This is a genomic window from Ruegeria sp. HKCCD7628, from assembly GCF_057221005.1.
Genome location: NZ_JBWVBA010000001.1, coordinates 854022 through 871734, shown reverse-complemented (window position 1 = coordinate 871734; position 17713 = coordinate 854022). Strand labels below are relative to the sequence as shown.

Genomic DNA, 17713 nt, shown 5'->3' with positions numbered 1-17713 from the left:
AGATGCTATAATTCTCTGAAAAGAATGGGAAAAATTTCGAGGCGCTGCGCGATAAACCGAAGTGTTTCTGGAGCCAATAAGCAGTCATCGGGGCGCCGTGTTAACCCTGCACCCCGAGAAAACCGTTTTGATTCTGACTTATGCCGCTGATCCGCCGACGGTTAGCCCATCCATTAAGACAGTCGGCTGTCCAACGCCTACAGGCACCCACTGACCGTCTTTGCCGCACGTTCCCATGCCGGGGTCCAATTCCATATCATTGCCCAACCCTCGAATGCGGTTCAGCGCGGATGGTCCATCCCCGATCAGGGTTGCGCCCTTTACCGGCGCTCCGATTTTGCCGTTTTCCACCCGATACGCCTCGGTGCAGGAAAACACGAATTTGCCATTGGTGATGTCGACCTGACCACCACCAAAACCAACGGCCCAGATTCCGTCTTTGATTTCGGCCACCAGTGATGCGGGGTCGGCATTTCCGCCCAGCATCACAGTGTTGGTCATACGTGGCATAGGTTTATGTGCATAGCTTTGGCGGCGGCCATTGCCGGTTGGCGAAACCCCCATCAGGCGCGCGTTCTGGCGGTCCTGCATGTAGCCGGTCAGGACGCCGTCCTCGATGAGGACGGTGCGCGAACTGGGCGTGCCCTCATCATCAACCGAGATCGAGCCGCGCCGATCCACAATCGTGCCGTCATCCACAACCGTGACCCCTTTTGAGGCGATCTGCTGCCCCATCAGCCCGGCAAAAGCCGAGCTGCCCTTGCGGTTGAAGTCGCCCTCTAGTCCATGGCCGATCGCCTCGTGCAACAGGATGCCTGGCCAGCCAGGGCCGAGCGCGACTTCCATTACACCTGCCGGGGCAGGGACGGCGTCCAGATTGACCAATGCGATCCGCAGCGCTTCGCGTGCCTTGTCCTGCCAATCGGCGGGGTCTATCAGACCGTCCAGGCCCACGCGACCTCCTCCGCCCGCCGAGCCGCTTTCGCGCCGTCCGTTCTGTTCCACGATGACCGAGACATTCAGACGGGTCATAGGGCGCACGTCCCGAACGATCAGGCCGTCGGGGCGTAGAATCTCGACTTCTTGTACTGACGCGGCGATAGTGGCGCTGACCTGTACGACCCGCGTGTCCAAATCACGGGAAAAAGCATCGATCTCGCGCAACGTTTCGATCTTGACCGGAAAGGTGGCGGATTCGATCGGGTCTTCGTCCGTATAAAGCCGCGTGTTGGTGGCCCGAGGCGCATCCGCCAAGGTGCCGCCGCCATCGCCAACCGCCAGGCGAGCCGTTTCCGCGGCCCGTTTCAACGCACCAATCGAGACATCGGTCGAATGGGCGTAACCGGCCACTTCACCCTGCACGGCGCGCAGGCCGAATCCTTCGGAGGCGTCGTAGGATGCCGTTTTCAAACGCCCGTCGTCAAAGATCAGCGACTCGGATTTCCTGCGTTCGACAAACAATTCTCCGTCCTCGGCGCCGGCAGTGGCAGAGCGCAAAACCGCAAGCGCTTCGTCGTGTGGTAAAGCGCTTTCAAATGGTCGAAACGGGTCGTTGGGCATGGGTTGGGACCTTTCGGGTTTGATCCAGATCAAAAATAGCGTCTGTTTGACGCAAGCATTTTGCTTTATCTACCCACCGGAATATGGTTTTTAACGCGGCTAAAGACAACGGGAGAGGTGCGACTGATTCACACCTTTTCGCCAGGGACGCAAAGATCAAACGATCAGGACAGAATATGAAGAATGCTTTGATGCTTTCGGGCTTTATGACAGCCCTATCCAGCCTGCCCGCCATGGCTCAGGAGCTTGAGATTATTGGCAAACCGGTCGCAGGCGGTGTTGGCTTCCAGCCCGCTGTGACGGATTTGGCAACAGGAATCCAAAGGCTGGACGGGATGATTCTGGTGATCATCACCGCAATCTGTATTTTTGTTGCGGGCCTGCTGGTTTACTGCATCGTGCGCTACAATCAACGTGCCAACCCGACACCGGCGCGGTTTTCGCATTACACTCCGGTCGAGATCGCCTGGACGCTTGGCCCGATTCTGATTCTTGTTTTCATCGGTGCGTTTTCATTGCCGGTTCTGTTCAAACAACAGGAAATTCCCGAAGGCGATGTGGTCATCAAGGTCGTGGGTAACCAGTGGTACTGGACCTATGAGTATGTCGATCACGACTTCGCCTTCGATAGCTATCTGTTGGGCCATCCTGCGACACTGGACGAAGGTGCGCGCCCGGCTGATGCTGATGTAACGCCGTTCGTTCTGGATGATGCGATGCGCGCCAAACTGGCTGACGCGGGTTACAGCGATGACGAGTGGCTGCTGGCAACCGATACGGCTGTTGTCGTCCCTGTCGGCAAGGTGATCGTGATGCAGGTTACGGCCTCAGACGTGATTCACTCGTGGACCATTCCCTCGTTCGGTGTGAAGCAGGACGGTGTGCCTGGTCGTTTGGCCGAACTGTGGTTCCAGGCCGATAAAGAAGGCATCTATTTCGGTCAGTGTTCCGAATTGTGTGGCAAGGATCACGCCTATATGCCGATCACCGTCAAAGTGGTCAGCGAAGAAGCGTACGAGGAATGGCTGCAAGGTGCTCTGGAAGAGTATGCTGGCCAGCCTGTCTCGTACCAAGTTGCCTCGAACTAAGCCCTTCGCGGCCTAGGTTGAAACACGCAGGCTGCGCGGGGAGCGCGCAGCTTCTGCCCCAGAAGGACCCGACATGAGCGACGCAAGCATCAATGCCAGCCAAGTGACCGCCCCGGCGCACGCGGATGAGGCCAGCTTTGGCGATTATTTCGCCCTGCTGAAGCCGCGCGTGATGTCACTGGTCGTGTTCACGGCCTTGGTGGGTCTGCTGGCCGCGCCAGTGCCGGTGCACCCTTTTGTCGGGTTCTGTGCCATTTTGTTCATCGCCATCGGCGGCGGCGCGTCTGGCGCGCTGAACATGTGGTGGGATGCGGACATTGATCGGGTGATGAAGCGCACCAAGGGCCGACCGATTCCGGCGGGTAAAGTGCAGGAAGGCGAGGCGCTGTCGTTGGGGCTGGCACTGTCGGGCCTGTCGGTGATCATGCTGGGGCTGGCGACCAACTGGTTTGCCGGTGCGTTTCTGGCATTCACCATCTTCTTTTACGTCGTCGTCTACACGATGTGGCTGAAACGCTCGACGCCGCAGAACATCGTAATCGGCGGTGCGGCAGGGGCCTTCCCTCCGGTGATCGGTTGGGTCGCGGCCACTGGGACGATGTCGATCGAGCCTTGGTTGATGTTCGCCCTGACCTTCATGTGGACCCCGCCGCATTTCTGGGCATTGGCGCTGTTCATGCGCTCGGACTACGACGATGCAGGCGTGCCGATGCTGACCGTGACCCATGGTCGCCGCGCGACGCGCTGGCATATTCTGGTTTACACGGCTCTGCTTGCCACGCTGGCCGTGGGCACCGCGTTCTCGGGCATTGGTGGTCCGATATACCTGACTGTCGCCGTTGTGATGAATGCATTGTTCCTGCGCGGCGCATGGCAGATCTCGCGACGGACCGAGGAAGATTCCGAGGCGGACAACTTCAAGGTTGAGCGGAGCTTTTTCAAACTGTCGCTGCTGTATCTGTTCCTGCATTTCGGCGCGATTCTGGTTGAGGCTTTGCTGAAACCCTACGGGCTGGGAGGCTGGTCATGAGCTTGCGCAAAAGCCATGAATTGCACGAACGCCGCTTTAGCCGCAATCTGGGCGTGGGTCTGACGCTGGCCGCGTTCATCGTGATTATTTTCGGCCTGACGATCGTGAAAGTCTCGGGCACGGATTTCAACATGGCGCCGCAGGAGGTGCAGAACTGATGGCTCTGTCCGGTCCTCAAAAGACGGTTGCGCAGACCGTGGGCGTCGTGGTGCTGATGGGCAGCCTCGCCTGGGCGGCTGTGCCGTTTTACGATTGGTTCTGCCGCGTCACCGGATTCGGCGGCACGACTGGCGTGGCCGAAACCGCGCCCGAGGATATTCTGGACCGCACTGTCACCGTCCGTTTTGACGCGTCAAAAGCCAAGGATATGGCGTGGGAGTTCAAACCGGTCGAACGCGAAATGGAAGTGCGCATCGGCGAGACTGGCTTGGCTTTCTACGAGGCGTACAACCCGACAGACCGCCCGATCGCTGGGCAGGCATCGTACAATGTCGCGCCTTATTCGGCGGGTGGGTATTTCCAGAAAATTGCCTGTTTTTGCTTTGAAGAACAGGTACTACAACCCGGCGAACGGGTTCAGATGCCGGTAAGCTTTTTCGTCGACCCTGACATGGTCGAGGATCTGGAAGCGAAATATGTGCATACGATCACTCTGTCGTATACATTCTACGAAATTGACCTGCCCGAGGGCTATGCCGCCCTTGACGCGCAGGCTGATACAAACACGAACTAACGCCTTTAGGTGAGGGACGCTGATGGCACACGCTAAAAACCACGATTATCATATTCTGCCGCCGTCGGTATGGCCGCTGATAGGGGCCATTGGTGGCTTTGTGATGCTGTTCGGTGCTGTCCTTTGGATGCACGGCATCACATCGTTCATGTTCTGGATGGGTCTGGTCGCCGTTCTTTACACCATGTTCGCCTGGTGGTCCGAGGTCGTGGCCGAAAGCCGCGCGGGCGACCACACGCCGGTGGTGCGCATCGGCCTGCGCTATGGCTTCATCCTGTTCGTCATGTCCGAGGTGATGTTCTTCTTTGCCTGGTTTTGGTCGTTCTTCAAACATCGCATGTACCCGATGTACGACTATGCCGGAACAGAGTACATCCAGCCCGATATCCACGCAGTTGACCCGTTTCACCTGCCGCTGATCAACACTCTGGTCCTGCTGCTGTCGGGCTGCGCGATCACATGGGCGCACCACGCGCTGGTGCACGACAACGACCGCAAGGCGCTGATCAACGGTCTGGCCATCGGTATCGTTCTGGGTATCCTCTTCACTGCGCTGCAGGGCTACGAATATTACGAACTGCTGGCCCATGAAGGTTGGGAGTTTGGTGGTGACCAGTTCTATTCGAACTTCTTCATGGCAACCGGTTTTCATGGTGCCCATGTGATCATCGGAACGATCTTCCTGACGGTCTGCCTGATCCGGGCTCTACGCGGGGATTTCACGCCTGAGAAACATGTGGGTTTTGAGGCGGCTGCATGGTACTGGCACTTCGTCGACGTTGTCTGGCTGTTCCTGTTCTTCGCCGTCTACATCTGGGGTCAGGCCCCGCTGTTCTGATCCGCTCAGATCGGTAAATTGCAAAAGCCGCCCGTTGGGGCGGCTTTTTCTCTGTCAGGGGCGCAAGATTGCGCCCGATACAATTGCGCGGTTGCAATCGGGGCCGCTCCGCCCTTAACAAGACGCCGGTTTCTGTAACAAGGTTTCACCTGACTATGCGCCGCATTCTGTTCCTGCTGATCTTTGGCTTTGCCGGTCTGGGCGTGCTGATCTCGCTGGGCCTCTGGCAGGTGCAGCGACTGGCCTGGAAAGAGGTTGTTCTGGCCGAGATCGACGCGCGTATCGCGGCTGAACCTGTGAGCCTGCCCCAGAGCGTATCGGAAGATGGCGACAAATACCTGCCCGTGACAATTTCGGGCGATATGGAGCCGGGGGAAATCCACGTTTTGGTCTCGGTCAAGCAGGTTGGCGCGGGCTATCGGATCATCCAGTCTTTCAGCACTGAGGACCGCACCATTCTGGTGGATCGCGGCTTTGTACCGACCACGGCAAAACAGGCCGAGCGTCTCACCGGTTCGATGACAGTGATCGGCAACCTGCATTGGCCGGATGAGATCGACAGCTACACGCCCGAACCCGATATCGACGACAACATCTGGTTCGCGCGAGACGTGCCCAATCTGGCCGCCGCGTTGGGGGCCGAACCCATCCTGCTGATCGCCCGGTCGGAAACCGACCCGGGCATCACACCTTTGCCGGTGGACACGGCGGGCATCCCCAACGATCACCTACAATATGCAATCACATGGTTTGGTCTGGCTCTGGTCTGGGCCGCAATGACCGGTTATTTCCTGTGGCGCAACCGCGCCCCTGCACAGAGTGAAGAGCAATGAAATATATCTCGACCCGTGGCCAAGCGCCGGAACTGACCTTTGAAGAGGCGATGCTGACCGGCCTTGCCCGCGATGGCGGTTTGTACCTGCCCGCCGAGATCCCGGTGATGAGCCATGATGAGATTGCCGCTTTGGCTGGTCTGCCCTATGAAGAGATCGCGTTCCGCGTGATGTGGCCCTATGTCAGCGGCTCGTTCACCGAGCAGGAGTTCAAGGACATCGTTGCCCGCGCTTACGAAGGTTTCGGCCATGACGCCCGCGCGCCGATTAAGCAGCTGAACGAGAACCACTTCCTGCTGGAACTGTTCCACGGCCCCACGCTGGCCTTCAAGGACTTTGCCATGCAGCTGATCGGCCAGCTTTTCCAGGTGGCCCTGAAGCGGCGCAATGATCGTGTGACCATCGTTGGCGCGACCAGTGGCGACACGGGTTCCGCAGCCATTGAGGCGTTTCGCGGACTGGACGCGGTGGATGTGTTCATCCTGTTTCCGCATGGCCGCGTGTCCGAGGTGCAGCGCCGCCAGATGACGACGCCTGCGGACAGCAATGTGCATGCGCTCGCCGTGGATGGTGATTTCGACGATTGCCAGGCCGCGCTTAAGGATATGTTCAACGATTTCGATTTCCGTGACGGTGTGAAACTGGCCGGTGTGAACTCGATCAACTTTGCGCGGGTGCTGGCTCAGATCGTCTATTACTTCTCGGCGGCTGTCAGTGTTGGCGCGCCGCATCGCAAGGTCAGCTTTACTGTGCCAACCGGCAACTTTGGCGACATCTTTGCGGGCTACCTGGCCAAGCGCATGGGTTTGCCCATAGACCGTCTGGTTGTGGCGACCAACCAGAACGACATTTTGCATCGCTGCCTATCGGGTGAGGGGTATTTCAAGGGCGACACCATCCCTTCGATCAGCCCGTCGATGGATATTCAGGTCAGCTCGAACTTTGAACGGGCGCTGTACTATGCCTATGGCGAGGATGGCAGCGCTGTGGCGCAGTTGATGGATGAGCTGAAAAGCGGTGGCTTCAACGTCAGTCAGGGCGCGATGGAAGCCCTGCGCGAAAGCTTCGACTCGGGTCGTGTCTCCGAGGATGAAACGCTAGAGACGATCAAACACACGCTGGCCCATAGCGCTGAGCTGGTTTGCCCGCATTCGGCCATCGGCATCAAGGTGGGTGAAGATCACCGTACGGCGGATGTACCAATGATCACTCTGGCTACTGCTCACCCAGCGAAATTCCCGGCGGCGGTCGAGAAGGCGAGCGGAGAACATCCGCCTCTTCCATCCCGCATGTCTGATCTGTATGAACGTCCGGAACGGGTGACACGGATTGCCAATGATCTGGGTGCCCTCGAGGATCATATCAAAGGGCATATCGCCGAGTGACTGTCAGACAAGACCAACTGAAGAACGGATTTCGGATCGTCAGTGAGAACATGCCGGGGCTGCAATCTGCGGCCATCGGCATCTGGGTGACCGCGGGTGCGCGGAACGAGCGGATCGAACAGAACGGCATCGCGCATTTCCTAGAACACATGGCGTTCAAGGGAACCGAGCGGCGGTCTGCGCTGCAAATCGCCGAGGCGATCGAGGATGTGGGCGGCTATATCAACGCCTATACCTCGCGCGAGGTGACGGCCTATTACGCCCGCGTTCTGAAAGATGACGTCGCGCTGGCGATGGATGTGATCGGCGACATCGTTCTGAACCCCATCTTCGACCCGCGCGAGATCGAGGTCGAGCGTGGCGTGATCCTGCAGGAAATCGGTCAGGCTTATGACACGCCAGACGATGTGATTTTCGACTGGTTGCAAGAACAGAGCTATCACGATCAGCCCCTGGGCCGCACCATTCTGGGGCCGACCGAGCGGGTCAGCGCGTTTTCGCGCGAAGACCTGTCGGGCTTTGTGTCCGAGCATTATGGCCCCGAGCAGATGATTCTGTCGGCGGCGGGTGCTGTGGATCATGATGCACTGATGAAAATGGCCGAAGAGATGTTCGGTCATCTGCAACCGCGTAAAGGGTTGATTGTTGAGGCCGCGAAGTTCACCGGTGGCGAAGCGCGGCAGGAAAAATCGCTAGAACAGGCGCATTTCGCGCTGGCGTTGGAAAGCCCAGGCTATCGTGATGATGCGATCTATACGGCGCAGATTTATTCCACGGCTTTGGGCGGCGGCATGTCCTCGCGCCTGTTCCAAGAGGTGCGCGAAAGCCGCGGGCTTTGCTATACAATCTTCGCTCAGACCGGGGCCTATGCGGATACCGGCACGACGACGATCTACGCAGGAACCTCGGCCGATCAGGTGGGTGAGCTGGCGACGATCACCATCGACGAGATGAAGCGCGCTGCCGAGGATATGAGCCCGGAAGAAGTCGCCCGCGCCCGTGCCCAGATGAAAGCCGGGATGCTGATGGGGTTGGAGAGCCCATCGAACCGGTCCGAACGTCTGGCGCGGCTGGTGCAGATTTGGGGCCGGGTGCCCTCGCTTGAGGATACGGTCGCCAAGATTGACGCGGTCAGCACCGAGGACGTGCGCGCCTTTGCCGAAACCATGGCGGTGCAGGCCCCGGCGGCGCTGGCGCTTTATGGTCCGGTCTCGGGCGCGCCCACTTTGGTGGAATTGCAGGAGAGGCGCGCGGCGTGATGCTTCTGGGCCGACGCAAGCTGAAACTCGAGACAGCGCGCCTCAGCCTGCGCCCGCCAGTGCATTCTGATTTCAACGATTGGGCGGCTCTGCGGCGGGCCTCGAAAGAGTACCTGACCCCCTGGGAACCGATCTGGGCCAAGGATCACCTGAGCCGCAAGTCATTTACCAACCGGGTCTATTGGGCGCAGAGGTCGGTGGCCAGCGGCACGGCGATACCGCTGTTTTTGTTTCGCCGGGAAGATGACACGCTTGTTGGCGCGATCACTTTGGACAATGTTCGACGTGGCCCTGCACAAGCTGGGACACTGGGGTACTGGACTGGTCAGGCCTATGCCCGCAACGGGTATATGCGGGAAGCGATCGGGGCGGTTGTTCACCACGCCTTTACCCGGCTGGACCTGAGCCGGATCGAAGCAGCGTGTCTGCCCGAGAACAAAGCGTCGCGGGGATTGCTGGAGCGGTCTGCGTTCAAATACGAGGGCGTGGCGCAGTCCTATTTGCAGATCAACGGGCGATGGCGGACCCATGTTTTGTATGCCTGTCTGCGTTCCGACCGGCGCGGCAAGACCGACGCGGGGTAGGGGGCTCTGCCCCCGTAGCGGCAGGCCGCGCCTCCCCCGAGATATTTATGGCCAGATGAACAAGGGGCATGACTTGGGGCGCAACTGCGCTAATATCGGGTTATGCGCTGGGTGGTTGCAGCAGTTTTGGTGATGTCAGGCGGGGCAGTCGCGCAGGAGCGACGACCGAGCCATTGCATTGCTATTGCCGATGCGGCGCCCGGCATTGAATATGTTCACAAGGCGGCTTGGACGGACCCGGTGCCTGAGTTCTCGGTTCGGATCAGCTATGTCGCTCATGCTTCGTTTCTGATCCAGACGCAGGGGGGGCTGAACGCGGTCACGGACTTTACGGGTTTCATTGGCGGTGCGGACCTGATCCCGGATGTGGTGACGATGAACCATGCGCACAGCACCCATTGGACCGCGAACCCGGACCCGGCGATTCCCCATGTGTTGCCAGGCTGGGGAGAGTTCGGGCAGGGGATCGAGCATCATCTGGATCTGGGTGAGATGCTGGTGCGCAATGTTTCGACCGATATTCGATCCGTTTATGGCGGCGTCGAGGAACGTGGGAATTCGATTTTTGTATTTGAGATTGAAGGGCTCTGCATCGGGCATCTGGGGCATTTGCACCATATCCCGTCAGATGCGCAGTTTGCGGCCTTGGGACGGTTGGATGTGGTCATGGCAGCCGTGGATGGGGGGACGACCATGCCTTTGCCCGAGATGGTGCAGGTGCTGAAACGGTTGAAAAGTTCGGTCATTATTCCGATGCATTGGTTTTCAGGCTTTTCGTTGGATCGGTTTCTCGTCGATATCCGGGACGAATTTCCAGTCGAGCGGGAAGGTGTTTCTGAGTTGGTCGTTTCGCTTCGCACCCTTCCGGACCGGCCAACGGTCGTGGTTTTGGAGCCTCAATACCTGATTGACATCGAATAAAGCTTGTCGGGTCTGCCGGACTTGGGCAAGGAAAGCCTATGACTTTGAATCCCGCTGATGACGCCTTTGCCCAATCCGTCCGTGACGCCCTTGGCGACGAGGTCTTGCGCAAGCCTGAACCGCGCTATGCTGAGGAGCCGCGTCGCAGGTTTTCAGGGCAGGTCGGCCTATTGGCGGCCCCACGCAGAACAGAAGAGGTCGCGGCCCTGGTGCAGCTGGCTTCAGCCGCGTCGGTGCCTGTTGTCCCCTATGGAGGCGGGACTGGACTGGTTGGAGGACAAGTCATTTCCGCCGGACCTGCGCCCCTTTTGATATCGCTAGAGCGGATGACCGCGATCCGCGCTGTTCATCCGACGGAGAATATCCTGATTGCCGAAGCAGGCGCTGTCCTTGTTGATGTGCAGGCCGCCGCCCAGAGTAACAACCGCCTGTTTCCTTTGTCCTTGGCTGCAGAAGGATCGTGCCGGATAGGCGGCAATCTTGCGACCAATGCGGGCGGGGTCAATGTGCTGCGCTATGGCAATGCGCGCGATCTGTGCCTGGGGCTTGAGGCGGTCTTGCCGAATGGTAAGGTCTGGCACGGGCTCAGCCGGTTGCGCAAGGACAATACCGGCTATGATCTGCGCAATCTGCTGATCGGGTCCGAGGGAACGTTGGGCATCATCACGGCGGCGTCTCTCAAGCTGTCCCCGCGTCCGGCCGGGGTCGGAACGGCGATGGTACAGGTTACGTCGCCTGAGGCGGCCATAGATCTGTTGGCTCTGGCGCGGGATCAGTTGGGCGATGGTGTCAGCACGTTCGAACTGATCCACAGGCAGGGGTTGCAGTTTTTGTCCGAGGTGTTGCCGGACGTTCGCCAGCCTTTCGCGATTTCACCCGAATGGTCGGTACTGATCGAGGTTGGTTTGTTCGGCGGATTGGACCCTCAGACAGCGCTAGAGACGCTGTACGCTGCTGCGGACACACGGGGCCTTGTCACGGATGCCGTGATCGCGCAAAGCGAGGCCCAGCGGGCGGACTTATGGGCAGTACGCGAGCGCATTCCCGAGGCGAACCAGTTAATCGGCTCGGTTTCTAGTCATGATATTTCAGTGCCGATTTCGGATATTCCCGAGTTCATCCGGCGGGGTCCGGACGAACTTGCGCGGATTGGACCGTTCCGTATCAACTGCTTTGGCCATCTGGGTGATGGGAATCTGCACTACAACGTGTTCCCTCCGGCCGGGCGCCAAAGGTCGGACTATGATGCGCAGCGCGGACAAATAAAACGCGTTATCCACGATCTGGTGGATAAGCTCGGCGGGTCAGTTAGCGCCGAGCATGGTGTCGGTCGCCTGAAAACGGATGATCTTGAAAGGTATGGGGATCCGGCCAAGCTGGCCGCCATGCGGGCTATCAAGTCAGCGCTTGATCCAAAGGGTATTATGAACCCCGGGGCTGTTCTGAAGTGATAGATGCGGCTCGGGTGTCCCCGAGCCGCTTGTGGCCGTTTTACGAGGCCGGCAGAATCACTTTGTCGATGACGTGGATAACGCCATTCGTTGTTTCGATATCTGCCTGAACGACAGACGCGTCGTTGACCATCACGCCATTGTCCAGATCAATCGTCACTTCGCCGCCTTGAACGGTTGCAGCCGTCATGTCATCGGACAGATCGCCCGACATCACCTTGCCCGGTACCACATGATAGGTCAGAACGGCGATCAACTGATCTTTGTTCTCGGGCTTCAGCAGTGTCTCGACGGTACCTTCGGGCAGAGCTGCGAAGGCTTCATCGGTCGGCGCGAAGACAGTGAACGGGCCATCGCCTTTCAGCGTATCAACCAGCTCGGCGGCCTGAACTGCGGCGACCAGAGTTTCAAAGCTGCCCGCGCCGACAGCGGTGTCCACGATGTCTTTCTTGGCTCCGGCGAATGCAGCCGATGCGATCAGAGCGCCGGACACACCGGCAATAGCGAGTTTGCGAAACATGGTAACAGATTCCCTTGTTGGAATGCCGTCAGTGGCATCGACAAGGGGTACGGCGCCCAATCACAACAAGATCACTGAATATATCGATAAATTGTTATTGAATATGCAGTGACCCGCGCTAAGCCGACGCGGGTTGGAATTTCCACTCACGTTTTTGTGATCGAAGGGCCGTCAAAGACCTTCGAATTCACACAAAACATGCACATCCATGTCCAGATCTTCCAGAACTTTGCGGCCGCCTAGCTCGGGCAGGTCGATGATGAACGAGCAGGACACGATCTCTCCGCCCAATCGTTCGATCAGTTTGATGCCAGCCGCTGCGGTGCCACCTGTGGCCAGCAAGTCATCCACGACAAGAATCTTCTCGCCGGGCTGGATCGCGTCATCGTGGATTTCGACGATGGCCTCACCATATTCCAGTTTGTAGTCTTGGCTGATCGTGGTGCCGGGCAGCTTGCCCTTCTTGCGGATTGGAACGAAGCCAACGCTAAGCTGATGAGCAATCGCGCCACCCAGAATAAAGCCACGTGCCTCTAGGCCCACGACCTTGTCGATGCGTTCGCCCGCATAGGGATGCAGCATCTGATCAATCGCCATGCGAAACCCACGTGGGTCTGCGAACAGGGTGGTCACATCGCGGAACATGATCCCTTCATGTGGGAAGTCGACGATGGTGCGGATGTAATCCTTGACCGACTTGTTTCTGGACATGGCGGACCCCTTTGGCGTCAGAATACGCTGGGCTGTTTGGCCCATTGGGGTCAGTCATGCAAGGATTGATTGTGTGATCTTATTTGCGGCGTTTCAAAAGAACGTTCGGCAAGCTCTTGTATCGGTACAGAGACGAAGGCAGCCACGACAAATGGGGTTTGCGCCAATTGCGTTGGTCTCGCAAAAGAAATGCCTGAGCAGCATGCAGATTCATTGCCATAATCCTTTTTTATTGTTAGGTGCTCGATAACTACAATTTCTATGCTATGTATATACATTGCATCGCACAAAGAATCAAGGGTCTGTCAGGGATAGGGCGCGTGGCTAAGAAAGACGGTAAAGGTTCTACCAAGAAAAACAGTCAATTGGTTCTGCGTTTAGACAAAGACGAGCGTGATGCTTTCGTTGAGCTGTGCAAAGAATTGGATACCTCGGCCGCACGGGAAATCCGGCGGTTCATCCGCGGTTTCATGAAGGAAAACGCCGAGGATTAGGCCGGGCGCCGCAGGACTGCGGTCGCCACGCCCATTCCGATCAGGGTCAACCCTCCAAATTTTGTCATGGCATTCAGGACGCCTGCGCGTCCGATCATCATGCGCAACCTGTCAGCCATCAACGCATAGGCAAGAGCGTTCAGCCATGCGAGGCCGACAAATGTCGCGATTAAGATGGCGAATTGCGGGCCCAGGGGGTCTGTTGGACGAATGAACTGCGGGACAAATGCGATGAAGAACGCAATCGATTTCGGGTTCAGGGCCGTGACAGCTGCAGCGTGCCCAAAGACACTGCGCGTTGTAACATCGCGACCGGTCTCTACCGTCTCTACGCCGCCCATGGGCGCGCTGCGTAAAAGCTTTACTCCAAGCCAGATCAGATAAGCCGCGCCTACCCATTTCAGCACCGAAAACAAGGTTGCTGATGCCAGAACCAACGCCCCCAACCCAAGCAATGACGCTGTCATCGCGACCAGATCGCCCAAAGCGACCCCTGTGGCCGAGGCGACAGCGACGCTGCGCCCTTTGGACAACGCATAGCTGAGAACCAGCAGAACGGTTGGGCCGGGGATCAGCAGCAAAGCGGTCGAAGCAGCCACAAAGGCAAGCCAGAGATCAAGGGACATAAGGCATCCTGTTAAACGTTTTGCACCACAAAGCCTGTGCGCTGGCGTCAGGTCAAGCCCTCGAACGATCCGTCACGAAGCGCATCAAAGCTTCAAGCGGACCGCGATAGAAGCTCCGACGCCAAACCAGTGCAAATCCGGAGGATGCGACACAGAACCCAACGCCATACCCTAAAATCTGAACCGCGCTCAGGGAACCGTTCAGCAATCCGGCTTCGTCCAGAATACCCATGCCAATCAGAATATGCGCCACATACAGCGTCAGGCTGATGCGTCCCGGTGCTGTTAGGGCTGCAGCAATTCCCAGTCGCTGAATGCGTGGCCAAAGCTTCAGCAGCAACCCGATTACGACGCAGGATGATCCGGTTCCTGCCAGGATATAGAACGGGCCGGGCGGTATCGACGCGGTACCAAGATAAGGGTCCGAGACCAGTATCCTGGGAAACAGGGCCAACACCGCGGCTCCAAATCCCCACATGATCAGGCGGTGTTGAATGCAGATCGTATGCAGTTGCGACCGCCCGATGGCCATGCCGATCAAAAGGAGAGCAGCCCATGGCAACACTGGGTGCCAGCCATTGAAAACAGCGTTGCGCAGAAAGCCGGGCAGGGTCCAAAGGTCGGTGTAGGTCAGCGTGCGCCAATCCCAACCCCGATCATAATCGAAGGTCAGGTGCGCCAGAACAGATAGCCCAACGATTCCCAGTGCCCCAAGCCACAAACCGCGTGGAGAGGATGCCAGAAATGCGGCTCCAATCAGGAAATACAACGCGTAGAAATGCAGGATATCGGCGTCAAACACCGTCATGTTGATTAGGCCGAGCACAAACAGAAACGCCGCGCGTCGAAGCAACAAGCTGACCGAGAGCCGGGCCAATCCGATCCCAATGCCTGCTAAAATGACAAACAAGGCCGCCGCGCGCCCTTCTAATGCGTCTATAAAACCAGAGGCCCAATCCTGACCCGGAACGACCTGTGCTGCGATGCGGAAGTTCACCAACACCATGCCGCAATAGGCCAGAAACCTGGCTGCGTCCAAAGCCTCGTATCTTTGCATACTGCCCTCTGATGCGGTCTCGACCTCGGTTTGACACGCCATTGTGGCGCAACTGCGGCTTAAATTCCCAACCGGGATAAACAAATCGCGAGCGCGGGCAACGGATCATTTTGGGTTCGGTACACAAGAGGTGACCTGCCCCACCGCCGCAGATAAAGATTGGATTAAACTCGCGAGTTGCGCCTTGAAACGTGGCACGTGATGCACGACCTCGGACGAAACCACGTGCTGCGCAAAGGAGTTGATAATGGTGACTGAGACGACCGCTACGAACGCGCGCACAAATTCTGCGCGGTCCGGGTTCGGGCGGCTGAAGCTGTGCCTTGTAGTGGCTTTTCTGTTGGTCGGAATGCTCTATTCAGGCGTGCTTGGGTACATCTATTTCAACCAGCAATCATTGGTTTTCAAACCCGATGGTGAATTGCCGAAACCATCAGAAGTTGGGTTAGCGGACATGGAGGTTGTGTCACTGCCCATGGCTGATGGCACTTTGCTCACAGCATGGTCAGCCCCTGCGGTGCGAGAAGGTGCGCCGACGGTACTGTTCTTTCATGGTCAGAGCGGGAACCTGAGCGACCGATCCGACAGGTTGCGCGAAATTCTCAACAGTGGGTTTGGCCTGTTCGCCCCAAGTTACCGTGGTTTTCCCGGAAGTGCCGGCGAACCTTCAGAGGAGGCGCTGATCGCGGATGCGATTTTGATGTATGACCGGCTAAAGGCCGATGGTGCCTCGGTCATTTTGCATGGTCAAAGCCTGGGGACAGGAATTGCAGCGGCCGTAGCAGCCAAACGCCCGAATGCCCGAATGCTGGTGCTTGAGGCTCCTTACACAGCGACAGTGGACATCGCGGCCGAGCGCTATCCTTTTCTGCCTGTCTCTGCCCTGATGAAGGACCAGTTTAGAACTCGGGACCTGATTGAGAGTGTTAAAGTGCCGACTCTGATCTTCCACGGAACTCTGGATGAGACCATTCCGGTTGCGCACGGTCAGGCTTTGGCCGCACTGGCAGGCGAGACCGTTCAGTTGTTCGTCATCCCGGGCGGAACGCATAACGACCTATGGTCACATGGCCTGTGGGATGAGGTGCAAACAGCCCTGTCGCGGTAGGCCGGATTACAATACCCGACCAGCCACAGCATCCAGTTTAGCCAGCAGGGCCGGGTCGCGTTTTTCAGGCGCGGTCAGGATCGCATATTCCAGCGCCCGGTCACAGCCATGAGGACAAGGCGCACGGTCCGGCCCAAGCAGATCGGGCAACCCCTTGACCAGTGCGCGCCCTTTCTCGGCATTCCCGGTCAGAGTTGCAATGATTGCGGTCACGTCGACTTCGCCATGGTCCGGGTGCCAACTGTCGTAGTCGGTGACCATCGCGATCGAGGCGTAACACAGCTCGGCCTCACGGGCGAGCTTGGCCTCGGGCATGTTGGTCATTCCGATCACGTCGCAGCCCAAGTGTTCGCGGTACATTTTGGATTCCGCCAGCGTCGAGAATTGCGGTCCCTCCATCGCCAGATAGGTTCCGCCCCGGTGGATGTTTATCCCTGCCGCCTTGCCAGCGGTTTCGCATGCATCCGACAGGCGGGGGCACGTCGGGTGGGCGACGCTGACATGGGCTACACAGCCAGTACCGAAAAAGCTTTTGTCGCGGGCAAAAGTCCGGTCGATGAATTGATCCACGATCACGAAATCACCCGGCGCCATATGCTCGCGAAATGACCCGCAGGCCGAGACCGAGATGACATCGCTTACGCCCAGCCGTTTCAGCGCATCGATATTCGCGCGATTTGGAACCTCGGTAGGGGAATGCACGTGGCCGCGCCCGTGGCGCGGCAGGAACGCCATCTCGACCCCGTTCAGTGATCCCGTCAGGATTTGATCTGACGGATTGCCCCATGGTGTTTCAACAGTGACCCATTCAGCGTTCTCTAGCCCGTCAATGTCGTAGATGCCTGATCCGCCGATAACCGCAATCTTGGTCTGGGTCACTTGTTCTCTCCGGGTTGTGGTGCCTGATCCGGGATTTGTGCGCCGCAGTTTTGGGTTTGACAAGGGTCAATACGAGTTACTGCAGCGTCAAAAGGTTACGGGTTTGCGCCTGCTGCTGAAAATCACTCCACGCTGCATCAAATTGCTGCAATGGCCATGTCAGGTCCTGCGCCTGTCCATGTCGGTCACGGAAAACAAAGCGATAAGCGTCTCCGTCCAACATGGCAGCGATGATCTCATCCGCGCCGCTTCCGTCGAAGGTGCAACCAAGGCCGGTAAGGCATCCAGGGCTGCGGGTGCGCCAGACAACGCCGTCGCTGCCGTCAATGCGGAAGCCGGACGGCCAGAACAAGGTGCCTGGTTCTATTCCGAATTCGACCTGAACTCCGGTCGGGGCAGGGGTAATAAAGACGTATTGGGCGCCGAATTTTGGGCGGTACGAGAAGACCTCGGCCCGGCGAATATAGCAGCGCTGCTTCAGCGCGCCGTATTCCTCGCGCTCGTCGCAGATAGAGTTCCACACGCCGAACGATTCATAATGGGTCACGCGCCAATTGCTGGCCGTGTCATTGCCTTGCAGGTCCTGTGCGAACGCAGCCATCGGGGCTAGTAGGAAAAGTATCAACCATCGCATGG

20 protein-coding genes are annotated in these 17713 nt (G+C 58.2%); 13 read left to right on the top strand and 7 right to left on the bottom strand.

The genetic code is table 11. The features are described from left to right. Positions 1-138: 138 nt before the first annotated feature. Entirely contained in the window at positions 139-1560 is a 1422-nt protein-coding gene (gene tldD / locus AC2TAD_RS04385; protein ID WP_480866166.1) for a metalloprotease TldD, read from the bottom strand. Between the two features lie 176 nt (positions 1561-1736). Between tldD and coxB the strand changes: the two genes are divergently transcribed. The 11 genes from coxB (at position 1737) to AC2TAD_RS04330 (ending at position 11682) form a co-directional block, all read left to right on the top strand. Then, entirely contained in the window at positions 1737-2648 is a 912-nt protein-coding gene (gene coxB, locus AC2TAD_RS04380; protein WP_170354946.1) for a cytochrome c oxidase subunit II, read from the top strand. A gap of 73 nt (positions 2649-2721) precedes the next feature. Then, positions 2722-3678 (top strand): heme o synthase, encoded by a 957-nt coding sequence (gene cyoE, locus AC2TAD_RS04375; protein WP_170354947.1) that lies wholly within the window; start codon positions 2722-2724, stop codon positions 3676-3678. Continuing rightward, the gene (locus AC2TAD_RS04370) at positions 3675-3836 is read left to right on the top strand and encodes a hypothetical protein (protein ID WP_209194069.1); all 162 of its coding nucleotides are present in this window, start codon (positions 3675-3677) and stop codon (positions 3834-3836) included. Before cyoE ends, AC2TAD_RS04370 begins: the two co-directional genes overlap by 4 nt. Continuing rightward, positions 3836-4411 carry a cytochrome c oxidase assembly protein gene (locus AC2TAD_RS04365; RefSeq protein ID WP_480866164.1) on the top strand — a complete coding sequence of 192 codons (576 nt, stop codon included), beginning with the start codon at positions 3836-3838 and terminating at the stop codon, positions 4409-4411. Before AC2TAD_RS04370 ends, AC2TAD_RS04365 begins: the two co-directional genes overlap by 1 nt. Before the next feature lie 22 nt (positions 4412-4433). Further along, positions 4434-5249 carry a cytochrome c oxidase subunit 3 gene (locus tag AC2TAD_RS04360; protein WP_480866162.1) on the top strand — a complete coding sequence of 272 codons (816 nt, stop codon included), beginning with the start codon at positions 4434-4436 and terminating at the stop codon, positions 5247-5249. Between the two features lie 155 nt (positions 5250-5404). Beyond that, positions 5405-6082 (top strand): SURF1 family protein, encoded by a 678-nt coding sequence (locus AC2TAD_RS04355; RefSeq protein ID WP_480866161.1) that lies wholly within the window; start codon positions 5405-5407, stop codon positions 6080-6082. Continuing rightward, the gene (thrC, locus tag AC2TAD_RS04350; RefSeq protein ID WP_480866159.1) at positions 6079-7467 is read left to right on the top strand and encodes a threonine synthase; all 1389 of its coding nucleotides are present in this window, start codon (positions 6079-6081) and stop codon (positions 7465-7467) included. Before AC2TAD_RS04355 ends, thrC begins: the two co-directional genes overlap by 4 nt. Next, complete coding sequence (locus AC2TAD_RS04345) at positions 7464-8726, top strand: M16 family metallopeptidase (RefSeq protein ID WP_480866157.1); 1263 nt, start codon at positions 7464-7466, stop codon at positions 8724-8726. Before thrC ends, AC2TAD_RS04345 begins: the two co-directional genes overlap by 4 nt. Beyond that, positions 8726-9310, top strand: a complete 585-nt coding sequence (locus tag AC2TAD_RS04340) for a GNAT family N-acetyltransferase (protein WP_170354954.1) — start codon at positions 8726-8728, stop codon at positions 9308-9310. The genes AC2TAD_RS04345 and AC2TAD_RS04340 overlap by 1 nt, the downstream gene beginning before the upstream one ends. A gap of 132 nt (positions 9311-9442) precedes the next feature. Further along, positions 9443-10231, top strand: coding sequence for an MBL fold metallo-hydrolase (locus AC2TAD_RS04335; RefSeq protein ID WP_234899448.1), 789 nt, complete (start codon positions 9443-9445; stop codon positions 10229-10231). Positions 10232-10269: 38 nt separating this feature from the next. Continuing rightward, positions 10270-11682, top strand: coding sequence for an FAD-binding oxidoreductase (locus AC2TAD_RS04330; RefSeq protein ID WP_480866156.1), 1413 nt, complete (start codon positions 10270-10272; stop codon positions 11680-11682). Positions 11683-11722: 40 nt separating this feature from the next. On the opposite strand, the gene AC2TAD_RS04325 is transcribed toward AC2TAD_RS04330, so the two are convergent. After that, complete coding sequence (locus tag AC2TAD_RS04325) at positions 11723-12202, bottom strand: fasciclin domain-containing protein (RefSeq protein ID WP_170354958.1); 480 nt, start codon at positions 12200-12202, stop codon at positions 11723-11725. 171 nt (positions 12203-12373) lie between these two features. Beyond that, positions 12374-12913: an adenine phosphoribosyltransferase gene (locus AC2TAD_RS04320; RefSeq protein WP_170354959.1), complete on the bottom strand. Its 540-nt coding sequence runs from the start codon at positions 12911-12913 to the stop codon at positions 12374-12376. A 320-nt stretch (positions 12914-13233) separates the two neighbouring features. Between AC2TAD_RS04320 and AC2TAD_RS04315 the strand changes: the two genes are divergently transcribed. Further along, entirely contained in the window at positions 13234-13407 is a 174-nt protein-coding gene (locus AC2TAD_RS04315; RefSeq protein WP_170354960.1) for a hypothetical protein, read from the top strand. On the opposite strand, the gene AC2TAD_RS04310 is transcribed toward AC2TAD_RS04315, so the two are convergent. Together AC2TAD_RS04310 and AC2TAD_RS04305 are read right to left on the bottom strand one after the other, a co-directional pair. Next, complete coding sequence (locus tag AC2TAD_RS04310) at positions 13404-14033, bottom strand: LysE family translocator (RefSeq protein ID WP_480866154.1); 630 nt, start codon at positions 14031-14033, stop codon at positions 13404-13406. The genes AC2TAD_RS04315 and AC2TAD_RS04310 overlap by 4 nt on opposite strands. 52 nt (positions 14034-14085) lie before the next feature. Further along, entirely contained in the window at positions 14086-15090 is a 1005-nt protein-coding gene (locus tag AC2TAD_RS04305) for a DUF418 domain-containing protein (RefSeq protein ID WP_480866153.1), read from the bottom strand. A 247-nt stretch (positions 15091-15337) separates the two neighbouring features. Here AC2TAD_RS04305 and AC2TAD_RS04300 point away from each other — a divergent pair, with 247 nt between their 5' ends. Beyond that, positions 15338-16198 carry an alpha/beta hydrolase gene (locus AC2TAD_RS04300; RefSeq protein WP_480866151.1) on the top strand — a complete coding sequence of 287 codons (861 nt, stop codon included), beginning with the start codon at positions 15338-15340 and terminating at the stop codon, positions 16196-16198. A 6-nt stretch (positions 16199-16204) separates the two neighbouring features. Here AC2TAD_RS04300 and AC2TAD_RS04295 read toward each other — a convergent pair whose 3' ends face one another. After that, on the bottom strand, positions 16205-17077 hold the full coding sequence (locus tag AC2TAD_RS04295) for an S-methyl-5'-thioadenosine phosphorylase (protein WP_480866149.1): 873 nt from the start codon (positions 17075-17077) through the stop codon (positions 16205-16207). 76 nt (positions 17078-17153) lie between these two features. After that, positions 17154-17711, bottom strand: coding sequence for a hypothetical protein (locus tag AC2TAD_RS04290; protein ID WP_480866147.1), 558 nt, complete (start codon positions 17709-17711; stop codon positions 17154-17156). Positions 17712-17713: the final 2 nt, after the last annotated feature.

Bases quoted from the DNA above. Each gene is read 5' to 3' on its own strand.
- tldD (WP_480866166.1), bottom strand. From the start codon at position 1,560: ATGCCCAACGACCCGTTTCGACCATTTGAAAGCGCTTTACCACACGAC.
- coxB (WP_170354946.1), top strand. From the start codon at position 1,737: ATGAAGAATGCTTTGATGCTTTCGGGCTTTATGACAGCCCTATCCAGC.
- cyoE (WP_170354947.1), top strand. From the start codon at position 2,722: ATGAGCGACGCAAGCATCAATGCCAGCCAAGTGACCGCCCCGGCGCAC.
- AC2TAD_RS04370 (WP_209194069.1), top strand. From the start codon at position 3,675: ATGAGCTTGCGCAAAAGCCATGAATTGCACGAACGCCGCTTTAGCCGC.
- AC2TAD_RS04365 (WP_480866164.1), top strand. From the start codon at position 3,836: ATGGCTCTGTCCGGTCCTCAAAAGACGGTTGCGCAGACCGTGGGCGTC.
- AC2TAD_RS04360 (WP_480866162.1), top strand. From the start codon at position 4,434: ATGGCACACGCTAAAAACCACGATTATCATATTCTGCCGCCGTCGGTA.
- AC2TAD_RS04355 (WP_480866161.1), top strand. From the start codon at position 5,405: ATGCGCCGCATTCTGTTCCTGCTGATCTTTGGCTTTGCCGGTCTGGGC.
- thrC (WP_480866159.1), top strand. From the start codon at position 6,079: ATGAAATATATCTCGACCCGTGGCCAAGCGCCGGAACTGACCTTTGAA.
- AC2TAD_RS04340 (WP_170354954.1), top strand. From the start codon at position 8,726: ATGCTTCTGGGCCGACGCAAGCTGAAACTCGAGACAGCGCGCCTCAGC.
- AC2TAD_RS04335 (WP_234899448.1), top strand. From the start codon at position 9,443: ATGTCAGGCGGGGCAGTCGCGCAGGAGCGACGACCGAGCCATTGCATT.
- AC2TAD_RS04330 (WP_480866156.1), top strand. From the start codon at position 10,270: ATGACTTTGAATCCCGCTGATGACGCCTTTGCCCAATCCGTCCGTGAC.
- AC2TAD_RS04325 (WP_170354958.1), bottom strand. From the start codon at position 12,202: ATGTTTCGCAAACTCGCTATTGCCGGTGTGTCCGGCGCTCTGATCGCA.
- AC2TAD_RS04320 (WP_170354959.1), bottom strand. From the start codon at position 12,913: ATGTCCAGAAACAAGTCGGTCAAGGATTACATCCGCACCATCGTCGAC.
- AC2TAD_RS04310 (WP_480866154.1), bottom strand. From the start codon at position 14,033: ATGTCCCTTGATCTCTGGCTTGCCTTTGTGGCTGCTTCGACCGCTTTG.
- AC2TAD_RS04305 (WP_480866153.1), bottom strand. From the start codon at position 15,090: ATGCAAAGATACGAGGCTTTGGACGCAGCCAGGTTTCTGGCCTATTGC.
- AC2TAD_RS04300 (WP_480866151.1), top strand. From the start codon at position 15,338: ATGGTGACTGAGACGACCGCTACGAACGCGCGCACAAATTCTGCGCGG.
- AC2TAD_RS04290 (WP_480866147.1), bottom strand. From the start codon at position 17,711: ATGCGATGGTTGATACTTTTCCTACTAGCCCCGATGGCTGCGTTCGCA.